This window comes from Bifidobacterium sp. ESL0800, assembly GCF_029395355.1.
Classification (GTDB): domain Bacteria; phylum Actinomycetota; class Actinomycetes; order Actinomycetales; family Bifidobacteriaceae; genus Bifidobacterium.
Window position 1 is genome coordinate 1033934 of the sequence record NZ_CP113913.1, and the last position, 19718, is coordinate 1053651.

At 59.4% G+C, this 19718-nt stretch carries 14 protein-coding genes and 1 other RNA gene; 3 read left to right on the top strand and 12 right to left on the bottom strand.

Annotated elements, in window-relative coordinates; translation table 11 throughout:
- Positions 1-50 precede the first annotated feature (50 nt).
- On the top strand, positions 51-2276 hold the full coding sequence (locus OZX75_RS04210; RefSeq protein ID WP_277147200.1) for a Stk1 family PASTA domain-containing Ser/Thr kinase: 2226 nt from the start codon (positions 51-53) through the stop codon (positions 2274-2276).
- A gap of 299 nt (positions 2277-2575) precedes the next feature.
- Here the strand turns inward: OZX75_RS04210 and OZX75_RS04215 are convergent, their stop codons facing one another.
- The gene (locus OZX75_RS04215; RefSeq protein WP_277147202.1) at positions 2576-3292 is read right to left on the bottom strand and encodes a lysophospholipid acyltransferase family protein; all 717 of its coding nucleotides are present in this window, start codon (positions 3290-3292) and stop codon (positions 2576-2578) included.
- Between the two features lie 86 nt (positions 3293-3378).
- Between OZX75_RS04215 and OZX75_RS04220 the strand changes: the two genes are divergently transcribed.
- Positions 3379-3993, top strand: coding sequence for a DUF308 domain-containing protein (locus OZX75_RS04220; RefSeq protein ID WP_277147204.1), 615 nt, complete (start codon positions 3379-3381; stop codon positions 3991-3993).
- 127 nt (positions 3994-4120) lie between these two features.
- Here OZX75_RS04220 and secA read toward each other — a convergent pair whose 3' ends face one another.
- Complete coding sequence (secA, locus tag OZX75_RS04225) at positions 4121-7054, bottom strand: preprotein translocase subunit SecA (protein ID WP_277147206.1); 2934 nt, start codon at positions 7052-7054, stop codon at positions 4121-4123.
- A gap of 258 nt (positions 7055-7312) precedes the next feature.
- A complete protein-coding gene (gene hpf / locus OZX75_RS04230; RefSeq protein WP_277147208.1) occupies positions 7313-8011 on the bottom strand; it encodes a ribosome hibernation-promoting factor, HPF/YfiA family in 699 nt (232 codons plus the stop codon).
- Between the two features lie 182 nt (positions 8012-8193).
- Between hpf and rnpB the strand changes: the two genes are divergently transcribed.
- An RNA gene (rnpB, locus tag OZX75_RS04235) (RNase P RNA component class A) lies at positions 8194-8578 on the top strand.
- 199 nt (positions 8579-8777) lie between these two features.
- On the opposite strand, the gene OZX75_RS04240 is transcribed toward rnpB, so the two are convergent.
- The 9 genes from OZX75_RS04240 to OZX75_RS04280 all read right to left on the bottom strand — a co-directional run bounded on the left by OZX75_RS04240 (position 8778) and on the right by OZX75_RS04280 (position 19691).
- A complete protein-coding gene (locus tag OZX75_RS04240; RefSeq protein WP_277147210.1) occupies positions 8778-10343 on the bottom strand; it encodes a glycoside hydrolase family 32 protein in 1566 nt (521 codons plus the stop codon).
- Positions 10344-10464: 121 nt separating this feature from the next.
- Entirely contained in the window at positions 10465-11823 is a 1359-nt protein-coding gene (locus OZX75_RS04245) for an MFS transporter (protein WP_277147212.1), read from the bottom strand.
- A 199-nt stretch (positions 11824-12022) separates the two neighbouring features.
- Entirely contained in the window at positions 12023-12736 is a 714-nt protein-coding gene (locus OZX75_RS04250; protein ID WP_525930276.1) for a regulatory protein RecX, read from the bottom strand.
- 225 nt (positions 12737-12961) lie between these two features.
- On the bottom strand, positions 12962-14155 hold the full coding sequence (gene recA, locus OZX75_RS04255; RefSeq protein WP_277147215.1) for a recombinase RecA: 1194 nt from the start codon (positions 14153-14155) through the stop codon (positions 12962-12964).
- 230 nt (positions 14156-14385) lie between these two features.
- Positions 14386-14619 carry a DUF3046 domain-containing protein gene (locus OZX75_RS04260; RefSeq protein ID WP_277147217.1) on the bottom strand — a complete coding sequence of 78 codons (234 nt, stop codon included), beginning with the start codon at positions 14617-14619 and terminating at the stop codon, positions 14386-14388.
- Positions 14620-14745: 126 nt separating this feature from the next.
- A complete protein-coding gene (locus OZX75_RS04265) occupies positions 14746-15258 on the bottom strand; it encodes a helix-turn-helix domain-containing protein (RefSeq protein WP_277147219.1) in 513 nt (170 codons plus the stop codon).
- 65 nt (positions 15259-15323) lie between these two features.
- A complete protein-coding gene (locus OZX75_RS04270; protein WP_277147395.1) occupies positions 15324-15854 on the bottom strand; it encodes a CinA family protein in 531 nt (176 codons plus the stop codon).
- A gap of 210 nt (positions 15855-16064) precedes the next feature.
- Positions 16065-16754 (bottom strand): CDP-diacylglycerol--glycerol-3-phosphate 3-phosphatidyltransferase, encoded by a 690-nt coding sequence (gene pgsA, locus OZX75_RS04275; protein ID WP_277147221.1) that lies wholly within the window; start codon positions 16752-16754, stop codon positions 16065-16067.
- A gap of 39 nt (positions 16755-16793) precedes the next feature.
- Complete coding sequence (locus tag OZX75_RS04280; protein WP_277147223.1) at positions 16794-19691, bottom strand: FtsK/SpoIIIE family DNA translocase; 2898 nt, start codon at positions 19689-19691, stop codon at positions 16794-16796.
- Positions 19692-19718 lie beyond the last annotated feature (27 nt).

Sequence of the window (19718 nt, forward strand, 5' to 3'; positions counted from 1 at the left end):
TAATATTAAGACATTCGTACCTACCAGTAACCAAGGGACACAGCCAAGTCATGAGCGAAGCCGAAACGCAACCGCAAAGCCAACTGATCGACGGGCGTTACCGCGTCTTGGGGCCGATTGCGGACGGCGGCATGGCCACGGTCTACCGGGCCAAGGACGAACGACTCGAACGCGTCGTGGCCATCAAGGTGATGCACACGCAGCTGGCCCAAGGCCCGCACCGCGACCAGTTCGTCGCCCGGTTCCACCGCGAGGCCCGCAGCGCCGCTGCCATCAGCAACCCGCATATCGTGCAGGTCTACGATTCCGGAACGGCCGGCGGCCGCGACTATCTGGTCATGGAATACGTGCACGGTGTCAATCTGCGCCACGAGATGAACGAACGCGGCACCTTCAGCGTCCACGAGACGGTGCGCATCATCTCCCAGACACTCGACGGGCTGGCCAGCGCACACCGGGCCGGCGTGGTGCACCGCGATATCAAACCCGAGAACATCCTTTTAAACGACCGCGGGCGCGTGCAGATCACCGATTTCGGGCTGGCCAAGGCGATGAGCGAGGCGACGCTTTCGACCACCGGCATGCTTTTGGGCACGGCGGCGTATCTGGCTCCCGAAATGATCGAGAACAATCTCGCCACACCTCAAGGCGACCTCTATTCCGTAGGCATCATGGCCTGGGAGATGCTGGCCGGGCAGGTGCCCTTCACCTCGGACAACCCGGTGACGATGGTCTTCAAACACGTCCACGAGGATGTACCGGCGCTTCAGGGCGTCTGCCAAGGCATAGACCCTTCGATTTCGGCCTTTGTGGCTCATCTGACGGCCCGTACAGTCGAAAATCGTCCCGTGGATGCCGCGGCCGCGTTGCAGGAGCTGAAAACACTGAGCTCGCGTATCGGCGTCGACGGCTGGCAATACCGCTACGTGCCCGCCGATACCGAAGCGGCCGGGCAGGAGGCCACTTCCCCGCTTGTCGGCACTTTGCCGCCGAACCCACCAGCCACAACTGGTGAGGATACCAAGCCGTCGCCCATTTCACCCGAGCTGCCGGCGGCTTCCGCTTCCCCTGCCTACGAAAAAACGCAAGCCATGAGCCCCGGCACCTACGAACACCAGTCCTTCCCCAACGCGGCCACACAGGCCATCGGCGGGCGGACCCTGGCCAACGACGGGACGGCGGCCGCGAACAATCCGACCATGACCATCGGCTTGATGGACGCGCCTACCGAAGGACAGGTCGAGGGACCGAACGGCGATAATCCAACAGCCAAGACCATGCCCCAAAAACGTTCACGCCTTCGCAAGCCAGTGGTCATCACGACCATCATCCTGGCACTGTTGGCGCTGCTTATGTCAGCCGGCGCGGCATGGTGGTACTTCCTCGGCCCAGGAAGCTACTACAGCGTGCCCAGGCCCGAAGACCTGAGCTGCAGCACCAACAGCGCCTGCCGTATCACCGCCGTCAAATGGAAACCGTTCGAAAGCACGCTCAAGGTGGCCGGCGTCCCCTTTCAGGTGTCCGAAGAATTCAGCGACAAGGTCAGCAAGGGCGAGGTCATCTCCACCGATCCCGGCGACGTGGGAGGACACGTAAGCAAGCGCACCGGCGCCAAACTCAAGGTGGTCGTCTCCAAGGGCGTCCGGCACGTCACCGTGCCCAAAGACATCCTCGACCCCACGAGTGCCGCCGGCAGAAAACCGATGGAAACCCTCTCCCAGGCCGGTTTCACCAACATCGTCCATGATGAGAGCAAGGACGAATATTCCGTAGACCTGCCCGCAGGGGCCGCGAAATCCATCTCGCCCAAGCCCGGAACGACGGTTGCCCACAACCGCAAGGTGACGCTGGTGCTTTCCAAGGGACCGATGCCGGTGAGCATGCCCGATGTGACCGGGCGAACGAAGGATGACGCGCAGGCGGCGTTCGACGACGCGAAACTCAAGCCGAACTACAGCGAGGAATTCAACGATTCGGTGCCGGCGGGTTCCATCGTCTCCACGTCGACCAAGGCCGGCACGCAGCTGCATTGGGGCGACAAGGTCGATGTCGTGGTCTCCAAGGGGCCCGAGACGGTGACCATTCCCGACGTGCGCGGCAAGAACGAGAACGACGCCCAAAAGACGTTGGAAGCCCTGGGGCTGAAAGTCAAGATTTCCGCGCCTTTGGGCGACCTGACCCATCAGGTTCGTTTCCAATCCCCCGACCCCGGGGCGCAGGTTCGTGTGCGGGGCAACGACGGCAACCCGACCGTCATCACGCTTACCGTGGTCTAAGGCTTATTCGCGGGCCTTGCAAAGCTTCCGCACTCCCCTGCTAAGGCGACGCTTATTCGCAAACCTTTCGAAGTTTCGTACCCGGCTGCTAAGGCGACGGCTTCGCGTCATGGATGCTGGCCGTTGTCAAAGGTTCAGTCAAGAGTACAGTCAAGGCCAATCACGTCAATTCGTTTGACCTGATTGGCCTTATCCGATCGGCCCGCATCATCAGGCCTCTTGACCTATCCCGTTTGTTCGACGTGTCCGGCCGATCGCGCTGTCGTGCCGTGTCACCTGTCTGATCCGGTCGCGGTTTCTCAGGCCTGTTTCGTTTGTTCGAGCTGGGCGGCCTCTTGCGCCTTTTTCATGCGCGCTTTGACCGTCTGCGCATATTCGTCAACGTATTCCTGACCGCTGAGCTTGCCGATCTCGGCCATGACATGGTCGGTCAGCTCGCGCAGCTCGTCATGGGTGATGGTGTCGGGATCTACTTTACGCACCGAAATCGGCTTGCCGTAGATCACCTTGGTATGCCCCGAACTCGGGATGACCTGGCCGGGCATCTGTATCTTCCTGCTGCCGATGACGGCCGTGGGAATGATGTCGCAACCGGTTTCCAGCGCAAGCTTTGCCACGCCGGTGTGCCCCCGGTAAAGCCTTCCGTCGGGGCTACGCGTGCCCTCCACGTGAATGCCGAAGAGATGCCCGTCCTCGATGATCTCGCGAGCGTGGGCGAGCGCTCCGAGCGATTTCGAGCCACCTGAACGGTCGACCGGGAACACACCGACGGAGGTGAACCACCATTTGATGAACTTGCCCTTGAGCCCCTTGCCTTCGAAATATTCGGCCTTGCCCATGAAATGGATCATGCGCGGGCTGGTCAGAGGAATCAGCGCGTCGTCGATGACAGCCAGATGGTTCGAGGCGATGATGGCGCCGCCGGATTTGGGAATATTTTCGACGCCGACACCTTTGGGATGCATACGCCAACGGGCGATCGGGCCGAGTCCCTTCACAAAGAACCAATAGAGCACGAGCTCTTACCTCCCTGAAATCTCGCACGTCTGAAAGGCATGCGCTCGAAACACAATTGGCCGACCGCTGGGTTAGAGTGGTCGGTATGACTAGCCTCAAGGATAGCAACAGCAGTGACGACAAACGGGACGACGCCGATTCCCACGCGCGTTGCGACGCCGGTTTGGGTGAAAGCGGAGACACGCAGGATATACACCCGGATACCGCCGAACTTGAGGAAGCATGGAAACGCTTCGAGGACGAACACGCCGAGGACCTTGACGATATCAGCAGCAGTCGCCAGGCCAAACGTTTCGAGAAACACGCAAAACGGGAGGAGAAGAAGGCGCAGCTCTCCATCGAAGACATCACGCCGGACTCCTTTGCCAAGGGATCCTCTTCGTCTTCAAGGCCCCGTGGACCAAGGGATTTCGAAGGTTCCAGCTGGCTTGACGTCGACGACGTCATGGATGGCTTCGATGACTTCACGCCCCCGAATCCCGACCTTGGGCACCTGGACCCGGTAAAAGTCGTGTTCTGGGGGTTGCTCATCGTCGGCATCGCAGGCCTGATCGCCGCTGTCTTCTTTCCAAAATTCGCGGGCATCATGGGCATTGTCTTCGGACTGTGCGCCTTAATCGGAGGCGCGGGGCTCTTGATCACGCATAAGGGATTCCATCAGACTCAGACGGATTATTTCGACGATGGGTCCAGGGTCTGAAACCTTCGATATCTTTCACCACCACAACCTGCTACATATAAAACAAACGGCGGTTGGCAAAATCTCTGTCAACCACCGTTTGCTTTATATCCGACAACAGCAGGCTACCGGATAACCAGCACGGATTTCACTTCTTTTCGTTCTGTCCGTGGCACATCTTGTACTTGCGACCGGAACCGCAAGGGCACGGATCGTTCTTCTTGGTGCCAGGGAACGTCCTGCCATCGGACCACGGGCTCTTGAGCTCGTCGGCCTTCGGACGCTTGTTGGCCGGAACCTTGCCTTCGGCGTGGCTCATCGGCGCCGGGCCGACGATGCCTGGCTCGGTGTTGGTGCCGGCCTCTGCCTCTTCGGCAGTATCGGCTTCGTCGGCATCCTCATCGGCGGTATCCGGATCGGCCGGGGCGGAAGCGACTGTGGCCTTCGATTCCGCGGCCTCCCCGTCGTCAACGGATCCGACGCCGGCCGCCTGCGCAGCCTTGTCAACGGCCTCGTCCTCTGCGGAGGATTCGGCAGCCTCTGCCGCTTCGGTCTCGGCTTCGACGTCTTCGGTCTTGGCGACCTGCTGGATGTCGACGTGGAAGAGCAGCTGGATGCTCTCCTCCTTGATGGCGTCGATCATCTTGTTGTACATCTGGAAGCCTTCGCGCTGGTACTCGACCAGCGGATCACGCTGGCCCATGCCACGCAGGCCGATGCCGTCCTTCAGGTAATCCATCTCGTAGAGGTGTTCACGCCACTTCTTATCGAGCACCGCAAGTACCACACGGCGTTCGAGCTGACGCAATCCGTCGTCGCCGATCTGGTCCTCGTAGCCCGCATACTGCTGCTTGGCGTCGTCGACGATGAATTCCTTCACCGCGTCAACAGCCTTTTCACCCTTGAGGCCTTCGGCCTTCTTCTTGGCGTCGTCCTGTTCGACCGAAATCGGATAGACCGTCTTCAGCGCGCTGAACAGCCCGTCCCAATCCCACTCTTCGGGCTTGTCGCTGCCGTTGTTGGCGCCCTTGATGTAGCTTTCGACGGTCTCGTCGATGAAGCGCAGGATATCCTCGTGGATATCGACGCCGCGCAGCACCGCCTGGCGCTCAGCATAGATGACCTTGCGCTGCTTGTTCATCACGTCGTCGTATTTCAGGACGTTCTTACGCATTTCGAAGTTGCGGGATTCCACGGACTTCTGCGCGGTGCGCACGCCCTTCGAGACGCTCTTGGATTCGATGGGCTCGCCCTCGGGCAGACCCTTGGCCATCACGCGTGCGACGAGCTGGGTGTTGAACAGCCTCATCAGGTCGTCTTCCAAGCTCAGGTAGAAACGGGATTCACCCGGATCGCCCTGACGGCCGGAACGGCCTCGCAGCTGGTTATCGATACGACGGGACTCGTGGCGCTCGGTGCCGAGCACATACAGGCCTCCGAGCTTGGTGACCTCTTCGTGTTCGTCCTTGGCCTGTTCCTTCATTTCGGCCAGGGTGCCGGGCCAGCGCTTCTCGTACTCTTCCGGCGTGTCGTCGGCGGAATAGCCTTCGCTCTTGAGCTTCTGGTCGGCGAGGAACTCGACGTTGCCGCCGAGCATGATGTCGGTACCACGGCCGGCCATGTTGGTGGCCACGGTGATGGCGCCCTTGCGACCTGCGACGGCTACGACCGCCGCTTCCTTCTCGTGGTGCTTGGCGTTCAAGACCTGGTGGGGAATGCCGGCCACATCCAGCAGCGAGGAGACGACCTCGGAGGACTCGACGGAGGCGGTGCCGAGCAGCACCGGCTGGCCCTTCTTGTACCTCTTGGCGACATCCTTGATGATGGCGGTGAGCTTTTCCTTCTTGGTGCGGTAGATCAGATCGTCGTTGTCGACGCGGATCATCGGCTTGTTGGTCGGAATCGGCAGCACGCCCAGCTTGTAGGTGTTCATGAACTCGGCGGCTTCGGTCTCTGCCGTACCGGTCATGCCCGCGAGCTTGTCGTACATACGGAAGTAGTTCTGCAGGGTGATGGTGGCGAAGGTCTGGTTCTCGGCCTTGACCTCGACGCCTTCCTTGGCCTCGATGGCCTGGTGCAGGCCTTCGTTGTAGCGGCGGCCGGGCAGCACACGGCCGGTGTGCTCGTCGACGATGAGCACTTCGCCGCCGGTGACAACGTAGTCCTTGTCGCGCAGGAAGAGTTCCTTGGCCTTGATGGCGTTGTTGAGATAGCCGATCAGCGCGGTGTTGCTGGGCTCGTACAGGTTGTCGATCCCCAGGAAGTCCTCGACCTTGGTGATACCCGGGTCGAGGATGCCGACGACCTTCTTCTTCTCGTCGACCTCGTAGTCTTCGTCGCGCGTCAGTTTCAGCACGAGCTTGGCGAACTGGCGGTACCAGCGGGTCACACCGCCTTCGGCCGGGCCGGAAATGATCAGAGGCGTACGCGCCTCATCGATAAGAATGGAGTCGACCTCATCGACGATGGCGTAGTGGTGGCCGCGCTGCACCAGCTCGTTCTTCTCCCACGCCATGTTGTCGCGCAGGTAGTCGAAACCGAACTCATTGTTGGTGCCGTAGGTGATGTCCGCCAGATACTGCTTGCGGCGCTCCGCAGGCTTCTGGTCGGTGATGATGCAGCCGACGTTCATCTTGAGGAATCGGAAGATACGGCCCATCAGCTCGCTCTGGTAGCTGGCGAGGTAGTCGTTGACCGTGACGATATGGACGCCCTTGCCTTCCAAAGCGTTGAGATATGAAGGAAGCGTAGCGACCAAGGTCTTGCCTTCACCGGTTTTCATCTCGGCGATGTTGCCCCAGTGCAGAGCCGCTCCACCCATCAGCTGCACGTCGAAGTGCCGCTGGCCGAGTGTGCGCTTGGAGACTTCACGCACCGTGGCGAAAGCCTCAGGCATGAGCTTGTCCAAATCCTCGCCGTTGTCGAGACGTTGCTTGAATTTGGCCGTTTGCCCGGCGAGCTCCTCGTCGCTCAGGGCCGCAATCTCGTCCTCGTGTGCATTAGTCGCCTTGGCCACGTTCTCAAGTTTCTTGATTTGGTGGCCCTCGCCCATGCGCAGGGCCTTATCGACGATATCTACCAATTTCGCTCCCTAGTTCGTTTCCCATAAACGAGCAAGACCAAGCCAACCGAGGCTTGGCACAGACTAATGGTAATCTTACGCGGCGGCGCAGATTTTCCCTTTATTCAGAGATAAAGTTCACAAAACAGGACAGTTCTCACCTCGATATGAATCGACCCACCGATTGATTTCGGTGGGTCGAAAAACGCTACATTGACGAAATCCACTTACCGAAAATCCGAATTGTCGGAATTTCTGTTGTCGAGACACGCCATCAAATCATATCTGCTTTTTGTTCTTAGCCGCCTTGTTCGCCTTCTTGACATTTTCGGCGGTGTCGATCTCGAAGACGCCGTAGCTCCAGCCGTGGCGACGATAGACGACGGAAGGACGATTCGTCTCACTGTTGACGAAGAGGAAGAAGTCGTGTCCGATGAGCTCCATCTCGTAGAGGGCCTCGTCGATGGTCATCGGATCGGCGATATGCAGCTTGCGGCGAATGACGATGGGGGTATCGCCGACCTGCACCTCGACGCTCTCGCCGGGCCCGAGATCGGTGGAGAGCGGATGCTCGATCTCTTCGGGCTCCTGCAATGCCGGGGGCTCCGGATTGATCGGTTCGTCGAGAGGCAGCACGCCCATGTCGACGGTCTTCTGCTCCTTGCGGGTCGGACGATGGGACTTGCGACGGTCGCGGACGCGACGCAGGCGCAGCGTCAGCTTGTCCAACGCAATATCGAGAGCGCTGTATTCGTCTGAGCTTGAGGCTTCGGCACGCACCACGGTGGCTCCGGCCTCGATGGTGATCTCGACGCGTTTGGCGGTATCGGCCTGACGTGGGTTGCCTTCACGGGATACGACGATCTGTGCACGCGCAGCGTCCGGGGCAATCGACGTGACACGCTTCATTTTCGTGTCTACGACATCACGGAACTTCTGATTGACTTGCATGTGACGTCCGGTAACGACTATATCCATGGTCGACCTCCTGTTAGGTTCGGTGGCGTTTGATCCACCTATGTGCCAGCAGCAACATCATTGCCGTGCTGCTAATTTCCAGTCTAGCGTCTTCACTTGGGGCAAGCTGGATGTACGCCGAAAATACGCCTTTCGCTTGTACGCCACGCCACGGGCAATACTTTGCTATAATTGGATGTTTGTGAGACCTCTTGATGGTCGCGGCCGCACCTGGCACGTCCAGGGTGGCTGAGGAACTTCCGGGCTCCGCAGAGCACGATGGCGGATAACGTCCGCCCAGGGTGACCTGAGAGCAAGCGCAACAGAAAACAGACCGCCCGGCTTTGGCTGGGTAAGGGTGAAACGGCGGTGTAAGAGACCACCGGGCCGCTGGCAACAGTAGGCCGCTGGCAAGCCTCATCGGGAGCAAGGCCAAGCAGAAGGCACGTCGGAACTTCGCTTTCGACACGGGCTGCTCGCCCGGCCTTCGGGTAGGCCGCTGGAGCCTGGCGGCAACGTCAGGTCGAGATGGATGGCCATCCGCGTGGCGACACGCGACAGAACCCGGGGTATACGAGGTCTCACTTCACTTTTATATCGAATACCGACAGTTGTATTGCCATCTGTGTCGTCTGGACATGGAACGGTTAATCCTCGATTTGCCGCTGTCAAATGGGATACATGGTCACGGATCTGCACGGAAGCAAGAAAGGGGCCGGACACGGCAGATCATTCCCTACTATGCCCGAGCCCCTAATAAAGCGATCAGATCAGATATTTGTTCTCATTATTCCAGGCCGATGCTTTTGAGGTCGTGGACGGTGAGCCGGTCGACGGCGAGGACGCCGGATTCGGCGGAGAGCAAGACCCCCCGCTTGCCTTCGGAGGGGTAGCTGTAGGAGCTGAGCACGTGCAGGCCGTCGTTGACGTAGACCTCGACCGAGCCGCGGTCGACGTAGACCCGCAGCTTGAGTTCGTCGGCGGCCAGTTCGGCGTCGGTGAGCTTGGCGGCGCGGTAGCCGCGGTCGCCGCGGGCCGCGGCCTGGCGGTCGACGACCACGGTGCCGGCCTGCGCGTCGTAGGCGACGTAGGTGTAGGAGCCGTCGGGGGTGGCGTGGACCTTGAGGCCCGCGCGCTCGGCGGTGGTGTCGTTGAGGTCGATGTCCAGTTCGATCTCCACGGCTTCGGCGTCCTCGTCGACCAGGGCCTCCTCGTTGGCCTCGATGGGGCGGGCGACGTGCTCGAAGGTGTTGATGCGGAGCTTGTCGGTTTCCGGGACGGGTACGGTGTGCAGGTCGCCGTCGGCGCCGAGGAAGCATTCGCGGGGCAGGGTCATCTGGCCGCACCAGCCGTCGGACTGCATCGGCGCATGCTGCTTGAATGGGCTCATCCAGCCATACATGATGCGCCGGCCGTTCGCCTCGAACGACTGGGGAGCGTAATAGTTCGCTCCGCAATCCAACAGCCGGAGTTCGGTTTCGGGTTTGAACGCCTCGCCCGGCTCCCACGTGCCGATCATATATACGGCATTGCTGTTGTTACGGTTCATGTAATCCTGCGCCTCCGCGCCCATGGCGGAGAAGACGATGACCCACTTGGTGTTGCCGTCCTTGTCCTTCAACGGGAAGAAATCGGGGCATTCGAGCATATAGACATCGGGATCCGGATCCTGGAAAAGAACATTCTTGAACTCCCAATGGACCATGTCGTTGGAGGTGTAGAGCCAAAGCTGGCCGTGATCGTTGACGTCCGAAACGCCGTGCACCATGTACCAGACGCCGTCCCACTTGAATACCTTCGGGTCGCGGAAGTGCTGGTGCACCTTTTCACGCGGACAATCGACCACCATGCCGAGCTTGTTGAGCTTCGTGGCTTCGTCGTCCTCGGCGACGGCCGCCATCTGGACCTGCCACTGGCCGCCAGACGGATCGATGCCGTTAAGATAACGCTCACCGGTATAGTAGAAACGCAACTTGCAGTCGTCGTCGATCACGGCCGAACCGGAGAAGACGCCGTCCTTCTCCTGCTCGAGGCTCGGGGCCATAGCAATCGGTTCACGGCGCCAGGCGGCCATGTCGGCGCTGGAGACGTGGCCCCAGTGCATCGGCCCCCACTGGGTGCCGTAAGGGTGCAGCTGGTAATAGACATGCCAGCGGCCTTTGTAGTAGCACAGGCCGTTCGGGTCGTTGATCCACCCGCCGTTCGAGGCGATGTGGTACTTGGGGTACCAGCGGTCCTCGCGCTCGAGGGCGAGCGTCTCGACGCCGGCCTCGGCTTTGGCGAGTTCCTCGCCGTGGTCGCGGATTGGGGTGTAAACAGGAGATTCGGTGGTCATCTTTGATCCTTTTCTCATATATGGTAATTATTGTTATCCATGTAAGGCCCCATACCTTGATCGACACGGAGGCCTTACATCGCTATGGAATTTTGTGGTTTCGTCTGTATTGTCAGAGACAAGCCAAACCGTTGGACAATCAGGCGGGAAGCTCGTCGCTGGCGGCCTCGGCCTGAATGGCCTGACCTTCAGCTTCGGCCTTCTTACGGTCCTTGACACGGATGAACGGATCGCCGCCCACCTGCTGGTCATCCTTCTTGATGACAAAGAGACCATAGATCACCGCAGCCAACACGATGGCGGAGATGGTGAGGAAAGTGACGCGGTCGCCCATCTTGTCGTGATAGAGACCCAGCGGAGTGGACATCACGGTCTGGCCGAGCGAGGAAGCCACATGATAACCGACCATGTAGAGCGTCGCCGATAGTTTCGTGTTGTAATGCAACGTGAAGTAACGGAACGTAGGAAGGCTGAAGAGCGGAACCTCGATGGCGTGGAACATCTTGACCACCGAAATCATCACCGGGTCGTGGAAAATGCCGCACAGGCCGATACGCAGGCACATCACCACACCGCCCAAAAGCAGCGAGTTGCGCACGCCGATATGGTCCATAATCACCGGGACGATGCCCATCATCGCGGACTCACAGAACACCTGGATCGCGTTGAGGTTGCTGTACCAGTCATTTCCAGCAGCCTTGCTGGAGAAGAGGCTGACATAGTAGTTCGGGAACATCTGCTGGTCGAAAACGGTGTAGAAGGTGTTGGTGAAGAAGATGAAGACAACCATCGCCCACAGCGAGCCCATGCCGAGCACGGAAACCATTTCCTTGACACTCGGGTTGCTGTGCGGAGCATTCGGATCCGCATCCTTCTTCATTTCCTCGACCTGCTCGGCCGGACGCCAGAAAGCGTAGACGCAAAGCATACCAAAGCCGAAGAGGGAACCAAGCCAGAAGTTGTACATCATATTGACATTGAAGAGACGGCCGGCGATCAGCGCCACGATGGCGTAGCCGAAGGAACCCCATGCACGCGACTGGCCGTATTTGAAGTTGAAGAAGCGACTGCAACGTTCGGTCAGAGCTTCGACCAAGGAACAGCCTGCCATGAAGCCAGCCGAAAGCACCACCGAGCCAAGCAGCGCTCCAAGAAACTTCATGGATCCGCCGGCCTTCAGCATCGGGGCATAGATGAACTGAGCGAACGGGCCCACCAACGCGGCGATGCAAGAGATCACGATCACCAAACGACGCTTGATGACCAGGCTATCCTGGATAACGCCATACACAAACATGAGGATAAGCGTCACCAGCGAATTGATGGAGTAGATTTCACCCTGCTGGGCTGAAGTCATGCCCAGGCCCTTGGTCGGATCGGTGAGCCACCTTGAGAAGAAGGACCACCAGATGCCCCACGAGCAGAAGAACATGAAAATTCCTACGGAACTTTCAAGATAAGATGGGTTTCGATATGTATTAGCGCCTTTGACTGCCATTGTCGTCAGCTTTCTTTTCGAATAATTGCTTCTTTACAATTACATCATTTCTTTCTTCATCGTCTCTTACGCTGCCTTCAACATTTCATTCAGCTTTGACATGGAAATGACTCGATAACTCTATAACGAATCAACAATAGATGTCAAATCTAACTATTAAATGATAACTTGTTGGCGATCATCGTCTTAAAAAGAACAATCATCGTTCTCCATCATCATCATCAAACAGCTCATGGGCGACCCGACGCAGCGTTTCCGGATCATGGCCCTTGCGTCCTCCGGCGCTCCAGAAGCGACGACGACGTACCTGAAGTTCCAAGCCTTCCGTTTTTAGCGCAATCTTGCGCCCCAGTTGCCAGGCGGCATCTTCGAAAACGCCTTGTTCACGGGCTTCGGCCGCTACGCTTTGCGCCAGCTTATCGTCAACGCCCTTGCGTCTCAATTCCATGGTGGTTCCACGGAAACCGAGCATCCGCCCCGCACAGCTGCGCACCACAGCACGCGCGTATTCCTCATCATCGATGAGATGGACATCCACCAGACGCATCACCACATCCTCGGCGACCTGAGGATCATAGCCCTTGTCGATCAGTCGCTTGATAAGTGCTCCGGAAGAACGGGCAGCGGCATCGAGCAACGTCAACGCCGCCTCGCGACAGGCATCCGAATCGGCCGGATCATCCGGTACACGTTTCACAGGTGCCCCACCGCGATATCTGCGGTAACGGCTTTTGCCGCGTCCACGTCCGTATTTGCCGTATTTTCCATGCTTATGCGAGCCGTCGAACGTGTCGTCGGCATCGAGACTGCCCCCGAAACCACTGGTGTAATTGCTGGCTATCGCGACCGCATGGGTGTGGGCCCTGTTCGGCCTTTTCGACCGTGTCGATGTCCGGCGCCGGTCTGAGACCATATCATCGTCAGCGTTGCCATCGTGTGAATCGAAGGCGGACGAAGCTGTAACAGCACCGCCTGTCAAGCCCGAATCCGACGAGCCCCCACCACTGCTGCCTGCCTGTCTCTCAACGACACGACCGCCATCGGTCGAGCCATGGTCGCCATCTTCGGATGACGCATCCGGCAGATGGCGACCATGCAAAAATTCCTCGACACTGATCATGGAGTCGGCTCCGGAAAACTAGGCTTTCGCCTCTGAACCCGAAGATGGGGTACTCCCAGCAGATGCGCTTGCAGCTGCGGCATCGCCTTCAGCAGCGGAACCAGAATCCCGAGAAGCGTCGCCACCGTCATCAGGCTTGGAATCGTCTTCAATCAGACCGTACTTGATCTTCACCTTGCGTTCGATCTCGTCGGTCAATGCCGGATTGTCCTTGAGGAACTGACGGACGTTCTCACGCCCCTGCCCCAGTTGGTCACCTTCGTAGGTGAACCACGATCCGGACTTCTTGACGACATCGCACTGGATCGCCATATCGAGCACCGAGCCCTCCCGGGAGATGCCCTCGCCGTAGAGGATGTCGAATTCGGCGAACTTGAAAGGCGGCGCCATCTTGTTCTTGACGACCTTGACCTTGGTGCGGTTGCCGACCGCCTCATCACCGTTCTTCAACGTCTGGATACGGCGGATGTCGAGACGCACGGAAGCATAGAACTTCAGCGCCTTGCCACCGGTCGTGGTCTCCGGACTGCCGAAGAAGACACCGATCTTCTCGCGCAACTGGTTGATGAAGATGGCGGTGGTGTTGGACTGGGCCAACGCACCGGTCATCTTGCGCAGCGCCTGGCTCATCAGCCTGGCCTGCAGACCGACGTGGCTGTCTCCCATCTCGCCTTCGATCTCGGCCTTGGGCACCAAAGCCGCCACCGAATCGATGACCACGATATCCAGTGCGCCACTGCGCACCAGCATATCCGCGATCTCAAGCGCCTGCTCGCCGTTGTCTGGCTGGGAAATGATCAATTGGTCCGTATCGACACCGAGCTTCTTGGCATAGACCGGGTCGAGCGCATGTTCCGCATCGATATAGGCCGCCACGCCACCGGCCTTCTGCGCATTGGCCACTGCGTGCAGCGCCAACGTGGTCTTGCCGGAAGATTCCGGACCGTAGATCTCGACGATCCTGCCGCGGGGCAGACCTCCGATTCCGAGAGCCATATCAAGTGCCAGCGAACCGGTGGGAATGACCTCGACGTCCTGCACCGGCTTGTCGCCGAGCCGCATCGCCGAGCCCTTGCCGAAGTCCTTTTCGACCTGTTTGAGCGCGGTATCGAGCGCCGCCTGCTTGCGCGGGTCGATGCCATGTTCGCCATTGGCTTGGGGCCCGGCGTTCTTGGCTTTGCCGCCCTTGGCGGTTTTTGATTGCTGTGCCATCGTTCTCCTTTACGTTCGCTCCTGCACTACCAGAATAAGGAGCAATCCGCTACTTATGCAAGCGAAACGGGGTTATGTGGTCGAATGCTTGCCTTTTCGACACGCCGTGGTTTTCCGGGCTTTTGGGCCTCTAACCCCGTTTATTCGTTCCTGACTAACAAAATAATCATAGAACAAGATACGAACATTTGTTCGAATAGGCGCGCCGGAAGGCCTGAAACAATCGAAATCTATTTCGCCGGAAGCGGCGGCGCATTGTGGTCCTTGCCCCAACGGCGCGAATCCGGAATCTGCAGCTGGTCGCACAGCACATTCCACACGACGCGCGGCTCGACGCCGTCTGCGAGCGCCTCGACCACGGTCATGTCGTCAAGCGCCGTCAATACCTGATCATGCGCCAGCGAACGCCCGTACGTGCGTCCAAGCACCTCTTCCAGCAACTGCCAAAATTCACGTTCTTTCACGCCGACAAGTCTACCAGCGTCAACGAATACGAATCCATATGCGAAACCACAAGCCGTCAACAGCACAAAAGCCCACCGGCCATAAGCCGATGAGCTTTTATAATCAAGCGGTATGAACCCGTGAGGTCACGCCTCGGTGTAATCGAGGTAATCCGCTACCATCCGCAGCATCTGCGAGGTGCTCAAACCCAGCGATTCGGCGATGGACGCCAGCAGTTCGGAGCTGGCCTCCTTCTGCCCGCGCTCCACCTCGGAAAGATATCCGAGCGAAACGCCGGCCTTTTCGCTGACCTCACGCAGCGTCTTGTGGTCTCGGGTACGCAGGTCGCGCAGCACGTGGCCAATCGCCTCGCGCAGCGAGACGTCGCGACCGTCTCCCTCGGTGTCGTGTTTGCGTGCGGCCGCCCTCGGCTTGGACTGCTCGGCATCCTCTTCCTGCCACATCCTGTTAAGCACCGCCTGGCGTTCATCCTTCGCCTTCTTGGCGGCACGGGCCTTCAAAACCTGTTGTTGCGCGAAAGCCACTGCGCGCTTTTGAGCAGGGGTCAAATCCCTGTTGCGCGCATTGCTTGGGCGCCTCGCCTCTGATGCAAGCGTGTTCATTCTCATCTGCTCCTGTGGTCGAGTCATCGTTTCCATTACGCCACCCCTCCTTGTTTCATGCTGTTCGTTCTGTCACTTTCATCAACAGCTAAGAAGGGAGTTTATTCCTCTGTGAGCGATGTGAGCTGCATCACAGACTGCAATACGTCCAGCACCGTAAGGTGACGTATCTCTTCTCGCGAACCGGTAAGCCGAAGCTCGACGGCCACGGTTCGCCTTGCTTCGCCATCGCCTGAACCGGGAACGCTGATGCCGACATAGACCAAGCCTTCGGGCTTGTCTCCGTCAGGGCCCGGGCCGGCGACGCCGGTGGTCGACAGGCCGAGTATCCGACCTCCATATTGCGGCTGCCCATAAAGGGCAGCGGTCCGCTCGGCCATCTGTCGTGCCACTTCCGGATGCACCGCACCCTGAAGGCGCAGCAGATCGGAATCGACACCGAGCACACTCGCTTTGGCACGAATGTCGTAGGTGACCGCGGATCCGAGAAAGACTTCGGAGGCACCAGGTATACGGACAAACGCATCGGCGAGCAGACCTGCCGTCAGTGATTCGGCAGAGGCGATCTTCCACCCGCGAGTCTTGGCACCCTTGAGAATGCCTGCGGCAAGCGCATCACAACGTGGTTGAATCGAAGGAACGGTGCCGCTCGAGGTCAATTCCCCCATATCGCGTATCGTCTCGGAGACATTCCCCGGTGTCTTTTTACGTTCCATCATTGCCTTCCCAAAACCGAATCGAGCCGATCATTATATTCCCGTCGTCAACGGACGAGATATAAAATCACCCCAAGCCACCTACCAATCGGTAGGTAACAGCTTGGGGTAGATTTTATCGAAGCCTCAAGAACTTTTCCGAGTCCGCACCACATTACGGACATAGACATATCCGGAATACAGGCAGAGAATCAAAGCGACGTCGATGATGAATTCCGCCAACGAGTAATAGCCGAACCACCATACGGGGGCACCGTTGGCGATATGAGCGAACGTGGGACCACCGCCGCGAAGCGCCACCAGGCCCGGATTGCCGATCGTCGAATCGAGCGCCCATACCGGCATCAGGAGCATGCCCAGGCCGATGCACTGGGTGAGCGTCTTGTATTTGCCGGCCTTGTCCGCCGCGATGACCTTGCCGCCGGTGTCAATGACGAAGAAGCGCATGACGGTGATGCCGATCTCGCGGATGAGGAACAGCGCGGTGACCCACCACGGCACTTCGCCGAAGACGGAAGCCACCACAAGCGCCGAGCAGATCAGCAGCTTGTCGGCGATGGGGTCCATGAGTTTGCCCAGCTCGGTGACCTGGTTATAGGTGCGGGCCATCCAGCCGTCAAGCTTGTCGGTCGAAGCGGCCACGATGAACAGCATTGCCGCGGCGAAACGCAGCCACGGATTGTGCTGCCCCCAAGCGCCTGCCGCGATATCGGCCCATAAAAAGATCAGGACCAGCACGATGCGCGTGTAGGTCACCAGGTTCGGTGGGCTGTTCCACCCGTCCAGAAGCGATTTTTTCCCATCTCGTTGTTGCATACTCATTACCTTAGCGCGGCGGCGATACCGAGGTGTCGCCTAAGCCGCTTCGGTGTCGCCTTGGGAAGCCGACGGCGCCACTGCTCCGGCCTTGCCTTGGATGAAGTCGAGGACCTGGGTCAGATCCTGGGGCTGGACCAGGACCTCGCGGGCCTTGGAACCCTCGGACGGGCCGACCACGCCGCGCGATTCCAAGAGATCCATCATGCGTCCGGCCTTGGCGAAGCCGATGCGCAGCTTGCGCTGAAGCATCGAGGTGGAGCCGAACTGCGTGGTGACCACGAGCTTGGCCGCTTCGAGCAGCGTGTCCATGTCGTCGCCGATCTCCTCGTCGGGATGCGACTCGTTCGCCTCGGCCTTTTTGGCCATCTCCTCGATGTCCTCGCGATAGTGCGGCTTGCGCTGGGTACGCACGAATTCGACGGCCTTGCGGATCTCGGACTCCCCGACCCACGAGCCCTGCACACGGATCGGCTTGGCCGAACCCATCGGCAGGAACAGGGCGTCGCCTTGGCCGATCAGCGATTCGGCGCCGGTGGAGTCGAGGATGACCCTCGAATCAGTGGCCGAAGAGGTGGCAAAGGCCAGACGCGAGGGGATGTTGGCTTTGATCAGACCAGTGATGACGTCGACGGACGGACGCTGGGTGGCGAGCACGAGATGCACGCCTGCGGCTCGTGCCAGCTGGGTGATGCGCTGGATGGAGCTTTCGACGTCGTTCTTGGCCAGCATCATCAGGTCGGCCATCTCGTCGACGACCACGAGAATATACGGATATGGAGCGACCTTGCGTTTCGAGCCGAGCGGGACATGGACTTTGCCGGCGAGCACGGCCTTGTTGAAGTCCTTGATGTGGCGGAATCCGAAGAACTGGAGGTCGTCGTAGCGGGCGTCCATCTCCTTGACCACCCATTCCAAAGCCTGCGCGGCTTTCTTCGGGTCGGTGATGATCGGGGTCAGCAGGTGCGGGATACCGGCGTAGGCGGAAAGCTCGACGCGCTTGGGGTCGACCATGATCAGACGCACCTGCTCGGGGGTGGCCCGCATGATGATCGAGGTGAGCATGGAGTTGATGAAGCTGGACTTGCCGGAACCGGTGGCGCCGGCGACCAGCAGATGCGGCATCTTCGTGAGATCGGCGGTGACGATATGGCCTTCGACATCCTTGCCGACGCCGGCGAGCATCGGGTTCGGGTCGTTCACGGCCTTGTCGCTGCGCAGCACGTCGCCCAGATGCACGATCTCACGGTCGATGTTGGGAATCTCGATGCCGATGGCGGACTTGCCGGGGATCGGCGAGAGGATGCGCACGTCGGTGGAGGCCACGGCGTAGGCGATGTTGCGCTGCAGGTTCGTGACCTTCTCGACCTTGACGCCCGGGCCGAGCTCGACCTCGTACTGGGTGACGGAAGGCCCTCGCAGGAAGCCGACGACCTTGGCATCGATGTTGAACTGGTGGAACGTCGCGCTCAACGCCTTGATGACGTTGTCGTTGGCCTGGGTGCGGGCCAGATGCGGCTTGCCTTTTACCAGAATATCAAGGCTGGGGAGGTGGTAGGGCTGGTTAGTCTCCTCATCCGCGGCGTTCTCGGCCTCGTGTCTGGCCACCGCATCGCCGCCGTCAAGATTGGCGACGGAAGCGGGCAGATTCGCCGCTCCCCCGGCGATGCCCCTCACTTGTGGCATCACGGGGTCGGCAGCGCTGCCGTCCTTGCCGACCGCAGCCCACGGATCGCCTGCCTGGCCACTAGCGGAGGCCTGCGAATCCGCAGATGCTCCATACGGCCCCAACGCGCCTGCCACCCCAGGGCCCGCAAAAGCGCCAGGCTGAACGCCTGTAGCGCCGCCAGCGATTGCCGAGTCGGCGGTTCCGTCGCTTCCGAATCCGCCTGAACCGTTCGGCATGGATGAAGACGGCACTGCCCCGTCAACGACTTGTTGGACTTCGCCGGTGACCGGATCGACCATCGGCTGTCGATGCCCCTCGATGATTTGCGTCTCGTCGCTCTCGCCATTGAGATCGGCAGCCCTGTCAAAGGCCTCGTCGCCGGCATAACGTTCAAGTTTCGCGATGTCGTCGCCGTCATTGCCGCCATGGCCGAAAATGCGAGAGAAGAACGCACCGATACCACGTTTGCGAGGCTGGGTTGACGCGTCGGCATCGATGCTTTCGTCCTGCCCATCATGGGTCGGCACGCCCTCGGCAAGCTGCAACGTCTCATCACCCACGCGCACTTCGTTGGGAAACTGCTCGCTTTGAATGCCTACACCGGTGTTTTCGACGGTGTCGTCTTCGCCACCATTCTCGCTTTTCCGTCGTTGCAACCAATCCTGCAACTGTTCGGGAATCTTGGTAATATCCAATTTAACGATGAGCAGCAGCGAGAATATCGCCACGACGACAAAGATGATGACGGCGAATACGCTCGAAAGTCCCCAAGCCAACGGCGAGCCCAGCACGAAGCCAAGCAGGCCGCCCGCACCGCGCAGCACATCCATATCGAAGTCGCGCGACGGCGAGGCGACGATGGCATCGATGATCGAGCAGATCGACCAGAACAGCAGCGCGCAGCCGATGATCAGACGCAGGTTGCGCTTGTGCTTGGCCGGGTCGAGCAGCACCTGATAGGCCACAACCAGCAGAAAAATCGGCAATACGACGCTCATCATGCCGAACAGGCCCGCGGCGACCATGTGCAGCCAGTGGCCAAGGAAACCGTCTACATGGAACCATTCGGAGGCACAGAACATGATCGCGACGATGACCAACGCAAAGAAACCGGCGATACGGCACAAGGTGGCATGACGCTCGAAAAACGTCGCATCGGCAGGCGGCATGACCTTCGTCGCCTCGATATCCTTACCTGAAGTTGACCCGTTCGCTTTGCTGCGACGGGTCTTCGCGCTCTTGCCGTTCGTCTGTGTCTTACGTGCCATAACAACTGTGATTCTACTTCAAGCCCG